14 protein-coding genes and 7 tRNA genes are annotated in these 18067 nt (G+C 66.4%); 3 read left to right on the top strand and 18 right to left on the bottom strand.

The window, feature by feature from the left end:
• The first annotated feature begins 1 nt into the window (after position 1).
• Positions 2-781 (top strand): hydroxyacylglutathione hydrolase, encoded by a 780-nt coding sequence (gene gloB / locus CSC78_RS02725; protein ID WP_162336369.1) that lies wholly within the window; start codon positions 2-4, stop codon positions 779-781.
• Complete coding sequence (locus CSC78_RS02720; RefSeq protein ID WP_162336368.1) at positions 778-1956, top strand: lytic transglycosylase domain-containing protein; 1179 nt, start codon at positions 778-780, stop codon at positions 1954-1956. The genes gloB and CSC78_RS02720 overlap by 4 nt, the downstream gene beginning before the upstream one ends.
• Positions 1957-2025: 69 nt before the next feature.
• Here CSC78_RS02720 and CSC78_RS02715 read toward each other — a convergent pair whose 3' ends face one another.
• The 13 genes from CSC78_RS02715 to CSC78_RS02655 form a co-directional block, all read right to left on the bottom strand.
• Positions 2026-4002: a peptidyl-prolyl cis-trans isomerase gene (locus CSC78_RS02715; protein ID WP_162336367.1), complete on the bottom strand. Its 1977-nt coding sequence runs from the start codon at positions 4000-4002 to the stop codon at positions 2026-2028.
• A 166-nt stretch (positions 4003-4168) separates the two neighbouring features.
• Positions 4169-4245: transfer RNA gene (locus CSC78_RS02710), tRNA-Asp, on the bottom strand.
• Positions 4246-4328: 83 nt separating this feature from the next.
• A tRNA-Val gene (locus CSC78_RS02705) sits at positions 4329-4403 on the bottom strand.
• Between the two features lie 35 nt (positions 4404-4438).
• Positions 4439-4825 (bottom strand): HU family DNA-binding protein, encoded by a 387-nt coding sequence (locus CSC78_RS02700; RefSeq protein ID WP_162336480.1) that lies wholly within the window; start codon positions 4823-4825, stop codon positions 4439-4441.
• Positions 4826-4927: 102 nt separating this feature from the next.
• On the bottom strand, positions 4928-7378 hold the full coding sequence (lon, locus tag CSC78_RS02695) for an endopeptidase La (protein ID WP_162336366.1): 2451 nt from the start codon (positions 7376-7378) through the stop codon (positions 4928-4930).
• 182 nt (positions 7379-7560) lie between these two features.
• Positions 7561-8844 carry an ATP-dependent Clp protease ATP-binding subunit ClpX gene (gene clpX / locus CSC78_RS02690; protein ID WP_162336365.1) on the bottom strand — a complete coding sequence of 428 codons (1284 nt, stop codon included), beginning with the start codon at positions 8842-8844 and terminating at the stop codon, positions 7561-7563.
• 126 nt (positions 8845-8970) lie between these two features.
• Complete coding sequence (gene clpP / locus CSC78_RS02685) at positions 8971-9597, bottom strand: ATP-dependent Clp endopeptidase proteolytic subunit ClpP (RefSeq protein ID WP_162336364.1); 627 nt, start codon at positions 9595-9597, stop codon at positions 8971-8973.
• Between the two features lie 76 nt (positions 9598-9673).
• Positions 9674-10966: a trigger factor gene (gene tig, locus CSC78_RS02680; RefSeq protein WP_162336363.1), complete on the bottom strand. Its 1293-nt coding sequence runs from the start codon at positions 10964-10966 to the stop codon at positions 9674-9676.
• A gap of 230 nt (positions 10967-11196) precedes the next feature.
• A tRNA-Leu gene (locus CSC78_RS02675) sits at positions 11197-11282 on the bottom strand.
• Positions 11283-11363: 81 nt separating this feature from the next.
• Positions 11364-11439: transfer RNA gene (locus CSC78_RS02670), tRNA-Lys, on the bottom strand.
• 75 nt (positions 11440-11514) lie between these two features.
• Positions 11515-11591: transfer RNA gene (locus CSC78_RS02665), tRNA-His, on the bottom strand.
• A 36-nt stretch (positions 11592-11627) separates the two neighbouring features.
• Positions 11628-11704: transfer RNA gene (locus CSC78_RS02660), tRNA-Arg, on the bottom strand.
• A gap of 56 nt (positions 11705-11760) precedes the next feature.
• Positions 11761-11837 (bottom strand) — tRNA-Pro (locus CSC78_RS02655).
• A 148-nt stretch (positions 11838-11985) separates the two neighbouring features.
• Between CSC78_RS02655 and CSC78_RS02650 the strand changes: the two genes are divergently transcribed.
• Positions 11986-12744 carry a Bax inhibitor-1/YccA family protein gene (locus CSC78_RS02650; RefSeq protein ID WP_162336362.1) on the top strand — a complete coding sequence of 253 codons (759 nt, stop codon included), beginning with the start codon at positions 11986-11988 and terminating at the stop codon, positions 12742-12744.
• 51 nt (positions 12745-12795) lie between these two features.
• On the opposite strand, the gene CSC78_RS02645 is transcribed toward CSC78_RS02650, so the two are convergent.
• The 5 genes from CSC78_RS02645 to grxC all read right to left on the bottom strand — a co-directional run bounded on the left by CSC78_RS02645 (position 12796) and on the right by grxC (position 17991).
• Positions 12796-14109 (bottom strand): Na+/H+ antiporter NhaC family protein, encoded by a 1314-nt coding sequence (locus CSC78_RS02645; protein WP_162336361.1) that lies wholly within the window; start codon positions 14107-14109, stop codon positions 12796-12798.
• Positions 14110-14217: 108 nt separating this feature from the next.
• Positions 14218-16056: a sodium:solute symporter family protein gene (locus CSC78_RS02640; RefSeq protein WP_162336360.1), complete on the bottom strand. Its 1839-nt coding sequence runs from the start codon at positions 16054-16056 to the stop codon at positions 14218-14220.
• Positions 16057-16154: 98 nt separating this feature from the next.
• Positions 16155-17162, bottom strand: coding sequence for an isocitrate dehydrogenase (locus CSC78_RS02635; protein ID WP_162336359.1), 1008 nt, complete (start codon positions 17160-17162; stop codon positions 16155-16157).
• Between the two features lie 149 nt (positions 17163-17311).
• Complete coding sequence (locus CSC78_RS02630; protein ID WP_162336358.1) at positions 17312-17707, bottom strand: carboxymuconolactone decarboxylase family protein; 396 nt, start codon at positions 17705-17707, stop codon at positions 17312-17314.
• Positions 17704-17991: a glutaredoxin 3 gene (gene grxC / locus CSC78_RS02625; RefSeq protein ID WP_162336357.1), complete on the bottom strand. Its 288-nt coding sequence runs from the start codon at positions 17989-17991 to the stop codon at positions 17704-17706. The genes CSC78_RS02630 and grxC overlap by 4 nt, the downstream gene beginning before the upstream one ends.
• Positions 17992-18067 lie beyond the last annotated feature (76 nt).

The following is an 18067-nucleotide window of genomic DNA, read 5'->3' as shown; positions in this document are numbered from 1 at the left end:
GATGCGCCTGCTCGCCCTGCCCGCCTTCGAGGACAACTACATCTGGGCGCTGGTCGACGACGATGGCGACGCACTGGTGATAGATCCCGGCGATGCGGCGCCCGTGCTGGCCGCCACCGGCAACGGCCTGTGGCCGGCGGCCGTTCTGGTGACCCATCACCACGCCGACCATGCCGGCGGCATCGCCGCCCTGCGGGCGCGCTGGCCCACCTTGCCGGTCTTCGCGCCCGAAGACGAGCGGATTCCCGATGCGACCGAACGCGTGGGCGATGGCGGGACCGTGCAGGTCAAGCACTGGCGGCTTTCGGTGCTGGCGGTCCCCGGGCACACGCGCAGCCATATCGCGTTCCATGGCGGAGGCACGGATGGCCCCTCGCACCTGTTCTGCGGGGACACCTTGTTCAGCCTGGGCTGCGGACGCCTGTTCGAAGGCACTCCGGCGCAGATGCTGGCCTCGCTGGAACGCCTCGCGGCGCTGCCTTCGTCATCGCTGGTCTGCTGCGGCCACGAATACACGCTGGCCAACGCCGCGTTCGCCAGCGCCGTCGACCCCCACAATCAGGCGCTGCGCCGACGCAGCGAGGAGGCCCGCGGCATGCGCCAGGCCGGTCGTCCCACCCTCCCGGTCACGCTCGCCAGCGAGATCGCGACCAACCCGTTCCTGCGGGTGGACACCGACGCTGTACGCGCCGCGGTAACCCATCGCCTGGGCCGCCCGCCTGCCGACCGGGTGGAGACCTTCGCCACCCTGCGGCAATGGAAGAACGATTTCCGCGCATGATCCGACCTCATCGACTGCATGCGGCCCTGCTGGCGGCCGGGCTGGCCCTCGCCCCCCACGTGGCGCTCGCCGCCGATCCGCCCGCGGAGACGTCGCCGCAGGCGTCCATGCCCCCGCTCGATCCGGCCAGCCTGCCCACGAGCCACCAGCGCAGTGGGCTGGAGGTCTACCAGCGCTTTCGCGACGGTCTCGCCGATCCGGAGTGCGACAGCGAAGCGACGAACGGACGCTGGAAGAAGCATTTCAGCCATGCCCCCGGCCAGCTCGCGCGCGCCGAAGACGACGTATTGCCGTTGTTCGGCTACGTGGTGGATGCGCTGCGCGAAGCGCACCTGCCCACGGAGTTCGCCCTCATCCCGTTCGTCGAAAGCGGCTACAAGCCCGGCGCACGCAATCCGCAAGGCCCGGCGGGGCTGTGGCAGTTCATCGGCATCACCGCACGCAACCATGGCGTGCCGATGCGCGAGGGGTATGACGGCCGGTTGTCGCCGGTGGATTCCACCCAGGCCGCCGTCCGCTATCTCAAGACGTTGCACGGGATGTTCGGCGGCGACTGGCGGCTGGCCGTGATGGCCTACAACGCCGGCGAGTACCGCGTGCTGCAATCGATGCGGCGCGCCGGCATGAATGCGCGAAACGCACGCCCGGCCGAGTTGCCGGGCCTGTCGGGCATCACCTACGCCTACGTGGAGAAACTGCACGCCCTCGCCTGCATCTTCCAGCAGGCGGACGACCGCGACGCCTGGCTCCGGCAGATGGACCGTCCCGTCCCGCGCCTGGCGGCGCATGTCCTGCCCGGCGACGCCACCCTCGACATGTGGGCAACGGCGCAGCAACAGCCCGCCGCACTGCTCAAGCGACTCAATCCCGCACTGGCCGGCCGCTTCAGTCGGGCAGGCAAGCCGATACAACTGCTGGCACCGACAAGCGCGGCTGCCACCGATACCGCAGCGCTGGAAGACGCACCGATGGCGCAGGCGGCCACGAAACCCCAGACGCGGACCGGCCCGCCTTCCGCAGGCCGCACGCACACGGTCAGGAACGGCGATTCCGCCTGGACCATCGCGCGTCGCAACGGCATGACGACGGCGCACCTGCTGCAGATCAATGGATTGGCGCCGAACGCGGTACTGCGGCCAGGCATGGTGCTGAAGCTGGACAGCGACGCCGATTGAGCAGGGCGCGCGAAAAGAAGAATCCCGCCGGGTGGCGGGATTCGGATCGTACCTGGCGGCGCGTGCGACTCAGAGGCGCTCTTCGAACACCTTCACCTTGAAACGCTTGCGCAATGCGTCGACGTAAGCCTGCGTCGCGATGCCGGCATTGAGCTGCGTCAGCTGCTGCTGCATGGTCGCGCGCTCTTCCGCGGGCATCTCCGCGATCACGCCATCATTCACCTTGTTGACGGTGAACACGGCGTAGGCGCCGTCGCCCAGCGCCACCTTGCCGGCAACCACCTTGCCCTCCGCCGGTCGACCCGCCGCGAAGATCGCGTCGTTGGCCTCGGCCGTCGGCATCGGCATACCGCGGCGCAGACCCGGCAGTTCGTTGAAACGCAAACCCTCGGCCGTCGCGACCGTCGCCAACGACTCGCCCTTCTGCACACGCGCAACCAGCGCATCAGCAGCGGCAAGCGCCGCCTTGTTCTGGCGGTCCGCACGGATGGCCAGCACGACGGCATCGCGCGCCTTGTCCAGCGGCAAGGCCTGTTCCGGCGTGTGCTGCGCCACGCGGATGACGACGCTGTGGTTGGGTGAGATCTCGATGGGATCGCTGATCGTGCCGTCCTGCACCAGCGTGTCGGAGAACGCTGCCCGCAGTACCGCCGGCACCATCGCAATGCCCTGGGGCGCATTCTGCGAGAACGGACCGACCTTCTGCAGCGGCAGGCCGATGGCTTGGGCCGCCGGCGCCAGCGCCGTCGGGTTCTTCAATGTCTCATTGACCAGGCGTCCGGCCAGGTCATTGAACGCACGGTCGCGCTCGCTGTTGGCTTCTTCCGTCGCCAGTTCGCCGCGCACTTCCTCGAAGCTGCGACCGGTGCCGGGATTGACCTGCTTCAGCTGCAGCACGTGATAGCCGAAGTCGCTCTTGACCGGCCCACGGATCTCGCCGGCCTGCATGGCAAACGCAGCGTCCTCGAACGGCTTGACCATCGAACCGTCCTGCGCGAACGGCGGCAGTTCGCCGCCCGCATCCTTCGAGCCGGGATCGTCCGAATTCGCGCGCGCCAGCGCGGCGAAGTCGGCGCCTTCGCGCGCCTGCTTGGCCAGCGCGGCCGCCTTTTCCTCGGCTTTCTTCTGCGTGGCGGCGTCCGCGCCCGCGTCGGCCGCGATCAGGATGTGCGCGACCACCCGCTGCTCCGGCGACATGAAGCGCGATTTTTCGGCTTCGTAGCGCTTGCGCAGCGCCGCTTCGTCGGGCGCCGCGGCGACGGGCAATGTCGCGCCATCGATCTCGACGTACTCCAGCGACACTTGTTCGGGCTGCTTGAAATCGCTCTTGTGACCGTCGTACCACGCCTTGACCTGCGCCTCGGTGACGGGCGCCGTGTCCTCGGCCACCGGCGGCAGCAGCGCGATACCGATATCGCGCGTCTCGCCCAGCAGCTTCCACATGCGCGCCTGTTCGCCTTCGGTCACGAAGTCGGAATCGCCGATGGCCTGCGGCACCAGCAGCATGCGCAGGCGCTCGCGCTGCTGCTCCTGGAACTGCAGCGGCGAGATCGCCGGCACCTGCGATGCCAGCAGCATCTGGTACTGCTCGGGGCTGAACTTGCCGTCCACCTGGAACGCAGGCTCGCTCGCGATCATCTTCTGCACGGCCGCGTTGCCCACGACGATGCCTGCGCGCTTCGCGCCCAGCGCCAGCACCTTCTGGTCGAGCAACTGGTCCAGCACTTTGCGCTTGTTTTCCGCACTTTCGAACTCGCGCGGATCGAACGCGTCACCCAGCGCCTGCCGCTGCTGCTGGCGCGCCTGCTCGAACGCGGCGCGGAAATCTTCCTGCGTGACTTCTTCGCGCTGCCAGAGCATCGACACCGGCCACCACTGGGGCGCCGACTCCCACCACGTCGGCGGCGCTTCGACCAGCGCCACGTCGCCGGCGGTGCCACCGGTCATGTATTCGTTCACGCCAACGAAGGCGAACGGAATGATCAGCAGACCCAGGATCAGGCTGGCGACCCAGCCGGAGGTTTTGTCGCGGAGTTTCTGCAGCATGTGCGCACGGGACCCGAATTCTTTCAGCCGCGCAGTTTAACCTGCCGGGATGGCGGCGTCTCGCCGCCCGACGGACGCGAAATGCCGATGGGTGCCCGCAGGCGCCGACGGCCCGCATGGGCGCACACAGCAGAAAGCCCGCTTTCGCGGGCTTTCTGGGTGTAAATGGCGGAGTGGACGGGACTCGAACCCGCGACCTCCGGCGTGACAGGCCAGCATTCTAACCGACTGAACTACCACTCCGCGCTGAGACGAACATTGTAAGACGATTTCAGCGCTTTCCGCTAGACCATCCCACAAATTTTTAAACCTGCACCGCCCCGATGTGGTGGGTGCTGAGGGTTTCGAACCCCCGACCCTCTCCGTGTAAGGGAGACGCTCTACCGCTGAGCTAAGCACCCAGGGTGATCGCACCCTGCCATCGGCAGCGAGTCGATTAGTTTACGGCATCCTTCAGGGCTTTGCCAGCCTTGAACGCGGGATTCTTGGACGCCTTGATCTTGATGGTGTCGCCGGTCTTCGGGTTGCGGCCCGTGCGCGCGGCGCGCTTGCGGACCTGGAAGGTACCGAAGCCGACCAGCGTCACGCTGTCGCCCTTCTTGAGGGCCTTGGTGATGCTGGAGATGACGGCGTCGACGGCGCGGCCGGCTTCGGCCTTGGACACTTCAGCTTCGTCGGCGACGGCATCGATCAATTCGGTTTTGTTCATTGAGTGACTCCCTGTGCGGCACAACCGCGGAATGAGTGGCCGGAACCTCTGACTTCGCTCGCCAGACGGAACCGGCCGTGATGTCCACGCGCTACGAAGCGTAGCTTCGTGCATGCGGGTGACGCCGTTATACCAGTGCGAAAAATGCCGCGCAAGCCGAAAACCCAACAGTGACGCGGGTTTCCGGGCAATGACACGCGATATTCGTCATCTCATTCAATGCTTCACACCGGGCTGCTGCGGCCCCTTGCCGCGCTCCTTCTTGGTGGCCGGCACCACGCGCTCGCCACCGTCGCCGCCTGTGACCGGCACTGGCGTCAGCGGCTTCTCCAGCGCGAGATCGAGCACCTCGTCGATCCACTTCACCGGCACGATCCGGATGCCATCGGTGACATTGGCGGGGATGTCGGCCAGGTCCTTCTTGTTCTCGTCGGGGATGATGACGGTGGTGATGCCGCCACGCAGCGCCGCCAACAGCTTTTCCTTGAGGCCTCCGATGGCGGTGACGCGACCCCGCAGCGTGATCTCGCCCGTCATCGCCACGTCCGCCCGCACGGGGTTCCTGGTCAGTGCGGACACCAGGGCGGTGACCATCGCGATACCCGCGCTCGGACCATCCTTCGGCGTCGCGCCATCAGGCACATGCAGGTGCACGTCGTGCTTCTGCAGGAACTCCGCATCCACGCCCAGGCTGGCCGCGCGAGCGCGCACCACGGACATCGCCGCGGAACCCGACTCCTTCATCACATCGCCGAGCTGACCGGTCAGCAGCATGCCGCCCTTGCCGGGCACCAGCGCGACCTCGATCTGCAGCAGGTCGCCACCCACTTCGGTCCACGCCAGTCCGGTGACGAGACCGATCTCGTTCTGCTCTTCGGCACGGCCGAAGTCGAAGCGACGCACGCCTGCGTACTTCTCCAGGTTCTTCGAGCTGACCTGCATGGCGGTCGCCTTCTTCTTGACCGGCTTGGGACCTGCCAGCGCGATCTCCTTGACCACCTTGCGGCAGATCTTGGCGACTTCACGCTCGAGATTGCGCACGCCGGATTCGCGCGTGTAGTAGCGGACAAGATCGCGGATCGCGCTCTCGGCGATCTTCAGCTCGTCTGCCTTCAGTCCATTGGCCTTCAGCTGCTTCGGCACGAGGTAGCGCTGCGCGATGTTGACCTTCTCGTCCTCGGTGTAGCCGGGGATGCGGATGACCTCCATGCGGTCCAGCAACGGGCCAGGGATGTTCAGCGAGTTCGACGTCGCGACGAACATCACTTCGGACAGGTCCAGGTCGACTTCGAGGTAGTGATCGTTGAAGGCGTTGTTCTGCTCCGGATCCAGCACCTCGAGCAGCGCGGACGACGGGTCGCCGCGGAAGTCCATCGACATCTTGTCGATCTCGTCCAGCACGAACAGCGGATTCTTGCTGCCGGTCTTGTTGAGGTTCTGCACGATGCGGCCCGGCATGGAGCCAACGTAGGTCCGGCGATGTCCGCGGATCTCCGCCTCGTCGCGCACGCCACCCAGCGACATGCGTACGAACTTGCGGTTGGTCGCCTTGGCGATGCTCTGGCCCAGCGAGGTCTTGCCCACGCCCGGCGGTCCGACGAGGCACAGGATCGGGCCGCGCAGCTTCTTCACGCGCGACTGGACGGCGAGGTATTCGAGGATGCGTTCCTTGACCTTCTCCAGACCATAGTGATCCGCGTCCAGCGTGTCCTGCGCGACCTTGAGATCCTTGCGCACCTTGGTGCGCTTGTTCCAGGGCACGCCGAGCAGCCAATCGAGATAGTTGCGGACCACGGCCGCCTCGGCCGACATCGGCGACATCTGCTTCAGCTTGTTGAGCTCGTTGCGCGCTTTCGTTTCCACGGGCTTCGGCATGCCGGCGTCGGCGATCTTGCGCGCCAGTTCCTCCAGTTCGTTGGGCGCCTCGTCGAGTTCGCCCAGCTCCTTCTGGATGGCCTTCATCTGCTCGTTGAGGTAGTACTCGCGCTGGCTCTTCTCCATCTGCGACTTCACGCGTCCGCGGATGCGCTTTTCCAGCTGCTGCACGTCGATCTCGCCATCGACGAAGCCGACCAGCAGCTCCAGCCGCTCGCCGACCTCGATGGTTTCCAGCAGCCGCTGCTTGTCGCTCAGGCGCACACCCAGGTGCGCGGCGATCGTATCGGCAAGCCGGCTCGGCTCGTCGATGCCGGCCAGGGTCTGCAGCAGTTCCGGCGGCAGCTTGCGGTTGGTCTTGACGTACTGTTCGAACAGGCCCACGAGCGAGCGCGCCACGGCCTCGATCTCGCGCGGCTCCCGCGCATCGGTGGAGTCGATCTCTTCGCCCTGTCCGTACAGCGAGCCGTCGCGTTCGACGACATTCGACACGTTCACGCGCGCCGTGCCCTCGACCAGCACTTTGATGGTGCCATCCGGCAGCTTCAGCAGTTGCAGGACCTGTGCGAGGGTGCCGACCGCATACAGGTCGGCAGCGGCGGGATCGTCCGTTTCCGCGGATTTCTGGGCGAGCAGGATGATGCGCTTGTCGGCCTCCATCGCCTGCTCCAGCGCGCGCATGGACTTGTCGCGGCCGACGAACAGCGGGATGACCATGTGCGGGAAGACCACCACGTCGCGTAGCGGCAGGACCGGCAGGTCGAGGATTTCAGTCTGGGGACGGCGGGGCATGGGGGCTCCAGCAAGTGCGGAATGCAGGGGTGCGCAAGCACCAATGGGCCCGTTATGGGGCCATCGCCGTAGGGATGCAAGAGCGTCGCCAAAACCCCAATGGAACCCGCGACTTGCGAATCGCCGCCAAAAACTGAACAGGCGCCGCAAGGGCGCCTGTCAATGGAAACATGCGGGCCGGATCACTCCGCCGAAGCGACCTTCGGGGCGGGCGGATTCTGGTAGATCAGGTAGGGCTCGGACTTGTGCTCGATCACCGACTCGTCCACGACCACCTTGCTGACGTTCTCCAGCGACGGCAACTCGTACATCGTGTCCAGCAGGACCGATTCGACGATGGTGCGCAGGCCGCGCGCGCCGGTCTTGCGCTTCAGCGCCTTGCGGGCGATCGCCGACAGCGCATCGGGACGGAACTCGATCTCCACCCCTTCCATCTCGAACAGCTTCTTGAACTGCTTGGTGATCGCGTTCTTCGGCTCGGTGAGGATCTTGACCAGTGCGGCCTCGTCAAGCTCTTCCAGCGTGGCGACCACCGGCAGGCGGCCGACGAATTCGGGGATCAGGCCGAACTTGATCAGATCTTCCGGCTCGACCTCGGACAGGACCTTGCCGACTTCCGACTTCTTTTCGGAGCTCTTCACCTTGGCACCGAAACCGATGCCACCAGCCTCGGTACTGCGCTGCTGGATGATCTTGTCCAGGCCGGCGAACGCACCGCCGCAGATGAACAGGATGTTCTTGGTATCGACCTGCAGGAATTCCTGCTGCGGGTGCTTGCGGCCACCCTGCGGCGGGACGCTGGCGACGGTGCCCTCGATCAGCTTCAGCAGCGCTTGCTGCACGCCTTCGCCGGACACGTCGCGGGTGATCGACGGGTTTTCGCTCTTGCGCGAGATCTTGTCGATCTCGTCGATGTAGACGATGCCCTGCTGCGCCTTGTCGACGTCGTAATCGCACTTCTGCAGCAGCTTCTGGATGATGTTCTCGACGTCCTCGCCCACGTAGCCGGCTTCGGTCAGCGTGGTGGCATCGGCGATGGTGAACGGAACGTTGAGCAGGCGCGCCAGCGTCTCGGCCAGCAGCGTCTTGCCCGAGCCGGTCGGGCCGGCAAGCAGGATGTTCGACTTGGCCAGTTCGACCTCATCGTTCTTGCTGCGGCTCTCGATGCGCTTGTAGTGGTTGTAGACCGCAACGGCCAGCGTGCGCTTGGCGCGGTTCTGGCCGATCACGTACTGGTCCAGGACCTCGAGGATCTCGCGCGGCTTGGGCAGGTGGCTGCGGGCGGACTGCGCCTTCTCCTCGAGCTCTTCGCGGATGATGTCGTTGCACAGCTCCACGCACTCATCGCAGATGAACACGCTGGGGCCCGCGATCAGCTTGCGGACCTCGTGCTGGCTCTTGCCGCAGAACGAGCAGTACAGGATTTTGGTGCTGTCGCCGGAACGGCCCTGACGATCTTCGCTCATGCTGGTATTACTCGGTCGCTCAACCTGCCCGGAGGGGCTTGCGGTCGGAGAATAGCACACGGTCCCGGCTTGTCAGCCGGGTCCGTGAACAGGGGGATTTGAGCCAGAAAACCCGCAATCCGGCGGTCAGGCCGACTGGATGGAATCTTCCGGACGGCGCTCGAGCACCTGGTCGACCAGGCCGTAGGCCTGCGAGTCCGCCGCGCTCTTGAAGTTGTCGCGCTCGGTGTCCCGCTCGATGGTTTCCAGCGACTGGCCCGTGTGGTGGGACAGGATGGCGTTCAGCTTCGCACGCAGCGTCAGGATCTCGCGGGCGTGGATATCGATGTCTGTCGCCTGGCCCTGGAAGCCGCCCAGCGGCTGGTGGATCATCACGCGCGAATTGGGCAGCGCGTAGCGCTTGCCCTTCGCGCCCGCCGCCAGCAGCAGCGCGCCCATGCTGGCCGCCTGGCCGACACAGATCGTGCTGACGTCCGGCTTGATGTACTGCATGGTGTCGTAGATGGCCATGCCGGCCGTCACCACGCCACCGGGCGAGTTGATGTACAGGCTGATGTCCTTCTCGGGATTCTCGGCTTCCAGGAAGAGCATCTGCGCCACGATGACGTTCGCCACGTGGTCGTCCACGCCGCCCACCAGGAAGATCACGCGCTCCTTGAGCAGGCGGGAATAGATGTCGTAGGCGCGCTCGCCGCGGCTGGTCTGTTCGACCACCATCGGCACCAGGTTGAGGGCTTGGGTTTGAATGCTCATCGGTTCTCGCGCCTGTCGTTCAAGGGAGGGTCCGGCCTAGGATAGCCGGACCTTCTGCCCGGGCGGGGCGCCCGGATCAGTTGCGGATGGCTTCCTGAAAGGAAAGCGCCTGCTCGGTGTGCTGGGCGCGCTCGGCGATCCAGTCGATCACCTGCTCTTCCATCACACGACCCTGCAGACTGTTCATCAATTGGGGATCGTTGCGGTACAACTCAATGACCTGCTCCGGCTCTTCGTAGGTCGAGGCGATCAGGCGCAGCGTCTCGTTCAGGCGCTTCGGGTCCAGGCGGAGCTGGTTGCGGCGGGCCACTTCGCCCACCAGCAGGCCGACCAGGACGCGCTTGCGGGCGGCATCCAGGAAACCTTCGTGGGCATTGTCCGGGATCTGCACGTTTTGGCCCTGGCGACGGGCCTGTTCGGCGGCCTGCTGGACCATCACGCGGGCCTCGTTTTCGACCAGGCGCGGCGGCATCTCGACGTGGGCGTAGGCTGCGATCAGCTGCTCGCCGACTTCACGGCGCAGGCGGGTCATCAGCGCGCCCTTCAGTTCGCGCTCGAGGTTGCTGCGGATGTCCGAGCGGAACTGTTCGGCATCGCCGCTCTTCACGCCGAAGCTGCGGATGAACTCGCGATCGACCTCGGGCAGCACCGACTCGGCGACGTCCGTGACCTTGACGTGCACGTCGACCTGGCGGCCCGCCAGCTGCGGCACGCGCCAGTCGGCCGGGAACGTCACCGACACGGTCTTCTCGTCGCCCTTCGCCAGGCCGATCAGCGCCTGCTCGATCTCGCCGAACATCACGCCCGAACCGATCAGGGTGGCACCCTTCTCGGAACCTTCGGCCGGCATGCGCTCATCGCCCGCCTGCGACCAGGTTTCCAGCGACACACGGTCGCCTTCCTTCGCGCCACGCTCGACGACCTGGAAGGTGCGGCGCTGCATGCGCAGGTTGTCGATCATCTGGTCGATGTCGGCGTCGCTGACCTCGGCGGTATTGCGCACCACATTGAGCTTGGCGACGTCGACGTCGCCGAAGTCCGGCACCACTTCGAACGTGGCGACGAAATCCAGTTCGCCCTCGCCCTGCTTCTCGATCCGCGGGTTGCCGGCCAGCTGCAGTTCCTGGTCGCGCACGGCGTTGTTGAAGGTCTCGCGCAGCAGGCCGTCGAGGGCTTCGGCACGCACCTGCTCGCCGAAGCGCTGCTCGATGACCTTGGCCGGCACCTTGCCCGGGCGGAAGCCCTTGATGCGCGCGGTGCGCGACAGCTCGCGCAGGCGGCCGCCGATGTGGGTGTCCAGACGCTCCGCCGGCAGGCTGAAGCTCATGCGGCGCTCGAGGTTGCCGACCGATTCGACCGAAACTTGCATACTCACTGACTCCTGCGGCCACGGCTGGGCCGGGGCGATGTTGATAATCCGGGGACGCCTGGGACGCAGGCATGAAGCCCTCCCGGCGGAACTTGATAGTTTCGCCGATTCCGGGGCGGGCTGCCAGCGGGGCGGACGGTTCATGGCGGCGGGCTCGCTTCGACCCGCCGATCCCCGGCCCGGGCCATGCGGCCCTGCCGCGGCGATATCGGCGCCCTGCCGTCGGAGCGTGGTGCGAAAGGAGGGACTCGAACCCTCACGGGGGTTACCCGCTGGAACCTAAATCCAGTGCGTCTACCAATTCCGCCACTTTCGCAGTGCGCGTCGCATTGTAGCGGCCGACGCGGCGCGGCCGGCAATAAAAAAACGCCCGGCTTTCGGCCGGGCGTCTCGGGTTTGGTGGGCCGTCAAGGATTCGAACCTTGGACCTATTGATTAAGAGTCAACTGCTCTACCAACTGAGCTAACGGCCCCGAAACATCAGACGCGTAGTGTAACCGCATCGCTTTTTTCTGTGAACCCCCGCACCGCGGGTGCCCTTGAATCAGTGGGGTGGCTGAGGGGACTCGAACCCCCGACATCTGGAATCACAATCCAGTACTCTAACCAGCTGAGCTACAGCCACCACTGAAACCTGCATCCTCCCGGACCGCACCGGTGTTGGCGCGCCCGACAGGACTCGAACCTGTAACCGCCGGCTTAGAAGGCCGGTGCTCTATCCGGTTGAGCTACGGGCGCCCGGTCCGGATTGTCGCATTCCCGTCGTGCCGGAACACGTGGGCCGTGCATCTTGCTGGTCGGGGTAGAGGGATTCGAACCCCCGACCCTCTGGTCCCAAACCAGATGCGCTACCAGACTGCGCTATACCCCGACGAGGGTCCCGGCGTGGCGTCTGGACGCCAACGAGGCCGCGTATTGTCGGAACCCGCGGCCCTGCTGTCAAACGAAACGTGATGGACCATGGCTTGCGATATGCTCAGCCACTGGGGACAGACGTCCGGCAACCACATGAGGGAACCATGGTACGCAGCGGCAATCCGGCATTGAAGGAATCCACCTTCCTCGACCTCGGCAGCGGGTCGGTCGTCTCGCGCGACGGCGAAGCGATGACACTCAACGGCACGGTCAACAAGACCGGCATCCTGCTGCTGCTCGCGGTGCTGACCGGTGCGTTCGCCTGGTCGCAGGTCGAGGTGACGGCCGAGGGTGCGACCGGCATGGGCTATCTGTGGGGCGGCCTGATCGGCGGCTTCGTGCTGGCCCTGATGACGATCTTCAAGAAGGAATGGGCGCCGGTCACCGCACCGCTCTACGCGCTGGTCGAGGGACTGTTCCTGGGTGCGATCTCCGCGCTCTACAACCACATGTACGAAGGCATCGTCACCCAGGCGGTGATGCTGACCTTCGGTACGCTGTTCGCGCTGCTGATGGCCTACCGCAGCGGTCTGATCAAGGCGACGGAAAACTTCAAGCTGGGCGTGGTGGCTGCCACCGGCGGCATCGCGCTGGTCTACCTGCTGTCGATGGTGCTGCGCATGTTCGGCAAAGACGTGCCGCTGATCCACGAATCCGGCCTGATCGGCATCGGTTTCAGCCTGTTCGTCATCGTGATCGCGGCGCTGAACCTGGTGCTCGATTTCGACTTCATCGAGTCGGGCGTGGAAGCCGGCGCACCGAAGTACATGGAGTGGTACGCGGGTTTCGGCCTGATGGTCACGCTGGTGTGGCTGTACCTGGAATTCCTGCGCCTGCTGGCCAAGCTGCAGTCGCGCGACTGACGCTTCCCGTCTTCAGGCCCGGAGGAAACGGGGCGCCCAGGCGCCCCGTTTTCATTCCGCCGCCGGCACTTTCCGTCGCGACGGCCACAGCATGAACGCCAGCGCCGACACGGCCAGCAGCCAGCAGTACTGCACGCTGCCCGCCAGCGCCAGCGGCGACACGGCCGCCAGCGACGCCGCCAACAGGATCTGCGCACCGTAGGGCAGCACGCCCTGGACGACGCAGGCGAAGATGTCGAGCACGCTGGCCGCGCGTCGCGGGCTGATGCCGTGGCGCTGCGCGATGTCCCTGGCCAGGCTGCCGGTGACCAGGATGGCGACGGTGTTGTTCGCCGTCAGCGCATCGGAACCCGCCGCGAGCGCGGCGATACTGATCTCGCCCGAACGGCGACCGGTACGGCCGCGGGCGAACGTCGCGATCACCTGCGCCAGCCAGTCCAGCCCGCCGGCCGCCTTGATCAGCGCCGCAAGCCCGCCGATCAGGATCGACAACAAGGTGATTTCCACCATGCTTTCGAAGCCCAGGTAGATGTCCCCGGCGAAGGACACCACGTCGTAGTCCTGCGCCAGCACCAAGCCGAACACGCCGGACACCACCAGGCCGATGCCCAGCACCAGCACCACGTCCAGGCCGGCCAACGCCAGGCCGAGCACCACCAGATAGGGCAGCACCAGCCACGGCGATGCCGCATCCGGCGCGACGACCGGCGCCGCATCGCCCAGCACGCCGAGCAGGACGATCGTCGCGATGCCCGCGGGCATCGCGATCTTGAAGTTCTCGCGGAACTTGTCCCGCATCTCCGCGCCCTGGCTGCGGGTGGCCGCGATGGTGGTGTCGGAAATGATCGACAGGTTGTCGCCGAACATCGCGCCTCCCAGCACCGCCCCCACCACCAGCACGCGATCCAGGCCCGCGGCATCGGCCACGCCCAGCGCGATCGGCACGACGGCGGCGACGGTACCCATCGAGGTGCCGATGGAGAGCGAGACGAACGCCGACACCAGGAAGAGGCCTGGCAGGATCAGGCTGGCGGGCAGCGCCCCCAGCCCCAGCGCCACCACCGCATCCACCGCGCCGATCGCCTTGGAGACCGTGGCGAATGCACCGGCCAGCAGGAAGATCAGGCACATCAGCATCACGTTGCTGTCGCCCATGCCGCGCAACAGGGTCTGCTGGGCCGGCAGACCGCGCCGGCGGGCCAGCCAGACGCCGAGCGCCAGCGCCGGCAGGATCGCGACGGGGGCACGCAACTGGTAGAACCCCATGGCCTCGCCCTGCGCGGTGAAATAGAGGCCCGCGCCGAAGAACAGCGCCAGGAACAGCAGGAGCGGCGTCAGCGCGACGGCGCTGGGGCGAACGGACATGAACGTGGCCTTCTGCGTGGGCCGCGGATTGTGCGTGCCCTTTCACTCGCATCCAACCTCATGGGTGGGACATACGCAAACAAAAACGGGACGCTGCGCCGGAACGGCTCATGCGTCACGCAGTCCGCTCGCCAGGCGGAAGCGCTTGCTGGCACGCAGCGTCGCCCAGAGCAGGAAAAGGCCGCTTAGCGCCAGCACGGCGCCCTTCGCGCGAGGTCCGAGCAGCAGGTAGCCGATCCCGAACATGAGCGCGAACACGCCCGCGTTTCCCGCCAGCCAGGCGGCGCCCAGCCACCCCAGGGCCGTCTTGGGCGCCGCACCCGGCAGGTCCTTCCACCAGCCGGGAGGGCGAACCCGTCGCGTGAACGCCGCCAGATGGTCGCGGGGCACCGGTGGCGTGAGAAAGGTCGCCACCAGCGCCGACGTCGTCGCGATGGCCACGATCGCCACCAGCAGATGCTCCGGGCGCGCATCGGGAAACAGCGGGTACAGGACCATCGCCGAGGTCACCGCCGCGACGATGCCGGCGATCTCGGTCCACGCATTGGCGCGCCACCAGAACCAGCGCAGCATCGACGGCAGCCCCAGCCCGGCGCCCAGCGCGATGAAGAAGCGCCACGCCTGTTCGATGCTGTCGATCCGGGAGGCCACCACGACGCCCATCGCGGTAAGCAGCATGACCGACAGCCGGCTGATCCAGACCAGCCGCGCCTGGCTCGCGCCGGGATCCACGAAGCGCCGGTAGAGGTCGTGGGTGAGGTAACTCGCACCCCAGTTGAGATGCGTGTCCACCGTGCTCATGAAGGCCGCCAGCAGCGAGGCGAACAGCAGGCCCAGCGCGCCGGCCGGCAGCAACTGCGCCATCAGGACGGGGTACGCCATTTCACGATCCGCCGCGACCACCGCGGCGGCCCCCTCGCCCGCCGTGCCCAGTGGAAACACCAGCAGTGCGACCAGCGCCACCAGCACCCAGGGCCAGGTTCGCACGGCGTAATTCAACACGACGAACCACAGCGCACCCCCGACGGCGTGCCGCTCGTCGCGCGCAGCGAACACCCGCTGCGCCAGATAGCCGCTGCCGTCGCTGTAGTACTGCGCCCACCACTGGACGGCGATGTAGATCAGGAACACGTGCACCGGCAGCCAGGCGGCATCCTGTGCCGGTACGAACGACAGCAGGGCCTCCGCGTCGTAGTGCTGCGCCAGTCCTTCCCGCAATCCCTGCATGCCGCCGACATGCTCGATGGCGAACCACGCGAACAGCGCCCCGCCTGCGAGGGCCATGACGAACTGCACCAGGTCGGTGAGGATCACGCCGCGGATGCCCCCCAGGCTGGAATACGCCCCGATCACACCGAACAGCACGAGCACCGTGATGGTGTCGTTCGGCGTACCGACCAGCAGCGCCGCCGGCCACACCGCCGCGAAGGTTTCCACCGCGCCCGCACCCAGCAACGCCTGCCAGTCCACGAACGGCGCGGCGATCTTCACCATCGCCCGCACCACCCAACCCAGGATGATGGCGTTGATGAGGATGGCGAAGAAAGCGGCCTTGAAGCCGCGCAGCCAGGCACCGGACCGTCCGGTGTAGCGCAGTTCGATCAGTTCGGCATCGGTCAGGACGCGCGAGCGGCGCCACAGCGCGGCGAACACCACCGCTACCGACACATGCGAGATCGCCCACGACCACCACAGCCAGTTGCCCGCCACGCCATGCTTGGCGACGAGCCCTGCCACGACCAACGGCGTATCGGCGGCGAAGGTCGTCGCCGCCATCGAGGTTCCCAGCCACCACCAGGGCAGGGAACGGTCCGCGACGAAGTACGACTCGAGCGAGCGCCCCGCGGAGCGGGACACCCAGGCGCCTACCAGCAATGTCGCGACCAGATAGGTGGCGACGATGGTCCAGTCAATGACCGCCAGCGATCCCATCGGGCGCGACGGCATGCGTCATGAGGAACATGGGACCGAGGATACCCCAGGGAATCCCGGTGGCCAAACCGCATCTCCGCGCATGTTGGCGCGGAGATGCGCAGATACCGCGATCAGACGCGGCTGGCGATCGCCTTCGCGAACGACATCGTGCTGCCCTCGCCGCCGAGGTCCGGGGTCAGCGAATCCTTCGCTTCCAGCGTGGCGATGATCGCCGCACGCAGGCGCTCGGCCTTCTCCGGCTGGCCCAGGTGGTCGAGCATCTGTGCCGCGCCCAGCAGCAGCGCGCACGGATTGGCGATGCCCTTGCCGGCGATGTCGGGCGCCGAGCCATGCACGGCTTCGAAGATCGCCGCGTCGGCACCGATGTTGGCGCCCGGGGCCAGGCCCAGGCCACCGACCAGACCGGCGCACAGGTCGGAAATGATGTCGCCGAACAGGTTGGTGGTGACGATGATGTCGAACTGCTCCGGACGCATCACCAGCTGCATGCAGGTGTTGTCCACGATCATCTCGTTGGTCTGGATCTCGGGATACTGCGCGGCCACTTCGCGTGCCACCTTCAGGAACAGGCCCGAGGTGGTCTTCAGGATGTTCGCCTTGTGGACGATGGTGACCTTCTTGCGGCCGGTCTTGCGGGCCAGGTCGTAGGCGTAGCGCACGATGCGCTCGGAGCCCTTGCGGGTGATCTTCTGCGTCAGCAGTGCGGTTTCGCCGTCTTCCGAAATCGACTGGCCTTCACCGATGTAGGCGCCTTCGGTGTTCTCGCGCACGGTGATCAGATCCACGCCATCGGCGAAGCGCGACTTGGTGTTCGGGAACGACTTGGCCGGACGCACGTTGGCGTACAGGTCGAAGTGGCGGCGCAGCGCGACGTTGATCGAGCTGAAGCCCTCGCCCACCGGCGTGGTCAGCGGGCTCTTCAGCGCCACGCCGTTCCTGCGGATCGAATCCAGCGTGGCCTGCGGCAGCAGGTCGCCGTGCTTCTCCAGCGCCACCAGGCCGGCGTCGGCGTCTTCGTAGGTCAGGCCGACCTTGAGCGCGTCCAGCACGTACAGGGTGGCGTCCATGATCTCCGGGCCAATACCGTCGCCGCGGATGACCGTAATCGTCTGGGTCATTGAGTGGGGTTTCCGAACAGGGGCACGCGCCGGGCGAGGCCGCGACGGGCGCGAAAGGGAAGATTTGTCCGCCAATTATGCCCGAACGGCCGGCAAGTCCCCTAATCGACCATGGTCTGAGCCCGTCTCCGGGGGCTCCCGGCGCGCAGTCAGGCGTGGTCGTGCGCGGCCGGCGCGTCGGCCTGTCCGCCTTCCAACTGATCGAGGAAATCCACCGCGCGGCGAAGGTGCGGGATGACGATGGAGCCGCCGACCACCAGGCCGACCGAGAAGGTTTCGAAGAACTCTTTCCGCGTCACGCCGGCCTCCTTGCACTGGGCGACGTGGTAGCTGATGCAGTCGTCGCAGCGCAGCACCATCGAGGCGACCAGGCCCAGCAGCTCCTTGGTCTTCACGTCCAGCGCGCCGGCCTGGTAGGTCTGCGTGTCCAGCGCGAAGAAGCGTCGGACAACCTGGTTGGGCTCGTCCAGGATGCGCTTGTTCATGCGCTGGCGGAACTCGGTGAACGCCTTCACCCGGTCCTGGCTGTCGTCGGCGGCGCTCATGTGGCACCTCCTGCCAGCAGCGGCTCCAGCTTGCCGGCGCGATGCAGGGCGATCATGTCGTCATAGCCACCCACGTGCACATCGCCCACGAAGATCTGCGGCACGCTGGTGCGATTGGCCTTGGCGATCATCTTCTCGCGCTCCGCCGGGTCCAGGTCGATCCGCACCTCGGTCCAGGTCTGGCCCTTGCTCTTGAGGAAATTCTTGGCCGCCACGCAATAGGGACAGATGGCGGTGCTGTAGAGGGTGATTTCGGGCGTGGCGCCCTGCGGGGTGTCGCTCAAGGGAGGTCTCCGGAACGAAAGGGAGGGAAACAGGTCCCAGCCAATATCGGGCAGGTCGGGCCGTCCTCCAGTGAAC

It is taken from the genome of Pseudoxanthomonas japonensis, from assembly GCF_010093445.1.
GTDB lineage: Bacteria > Pseudomonadota > Gammaproteobacteria > Xanthomonadales > Xanthomonadaceae > Pseudoxanthomonas_A > Pseudoxanthomonas_A japonensis.
The sequence above is the reverse complement of the archived record's forward strand: the minus strand, read 5'-3'. Positions and strand labels throughout refer to the sequence as shown.

Bases quoted from the DNA above. Each gene is read 5' to 3' on its own strand.
- gloB (WP_162336369.1), top strand. From the start codon at position 2: ATGCGCCTGCTCGCCCTGCCCGCCTTCGAGGACAACTACATCTGGGCG.
- CSC78_RS02720 (WP_162336368.1), top strand. From the start codon at position 778: ATGATCCGACCTCATCGACTGCATGCGGCCCTGCTGGCGGCCGGGCTG.
- CSC78_RS02715 (WP_162336367.1), bottom strand. From the start codon at position 4,002: ATGCTGCAGAAACTCCGCGACAAAACCTCCGGCTGGGTCGCCAGCCTG.
- CSC78_RS02700 (WP_162336480.1), bottom strand. From the start codon at position 4,825: ATGCACGAAGCTACGCTTCGTAGCGCGTGGACATCACGGCCGGTTCCG.
- lon (WP_162336366.1), bottom strand. From the start codon at position 7,378: ATGCCCCGCCGTCCCCAGACTGAAATCCTCGACCTGCCGGTCCTGCCG.
- clpX (WP_162336365.1), bottom strand. From the start codon at position 8,844: ATGAGCGAAGATCGTCAGGGCCGTTCCGGCGACAGCACCAAAATCCTG.
- clpP (WP_162336364.1), bottom strand. From the start codon at position 9,597: ATGAGCATTCAAACCCAAGCCCTCAACCTGGTGCCGATGGTGGTCGAA.
- tig (WP_162336363.1), bottom strand. From the start codon at position 10,966: ATGCAAGTTTCGGTCGAATCGGTCGGCAACCTCGAGCGCCGCATGAGC.
- CSC78_RS02650 (WP_162336362.1), top strand. From the start codon at position 11,986: ATGGTACGCAGCGGCAATCCGGCATTGAAGGAATCCACCTTCCTCGAC.
- CSC78_RS02645 (WP_162336361.1), bottom strand. From the start codon at position 14,109: ATGTCCGTTCGCCCCAGCGCCGTCGCGCTGACGCCGCTCCTGCTGTTC.
- CSC78_RS02640 (WP_162336360.1), bottom strand. From the start codon at position 16,056: ATGCCGTCGCGCCCGATGGGATCGCTGGCGGTCATTGACTGGACCATC.
- CSC78_RS02635 (WP_162336359.1), bottom strand. From the start codon at position 17,162: ATGACCCAGACGATTACGGTCATCCGCGGCGACGGTATTGGCCCGGAG.
- CSC78_RS02630 (WP_162336358.1), bottom strand. From the start codon at position 17,707: ATGAGCGCCGCCGACGACAGCCAGGACCGGGTGAAGGCGTTCACCGAG.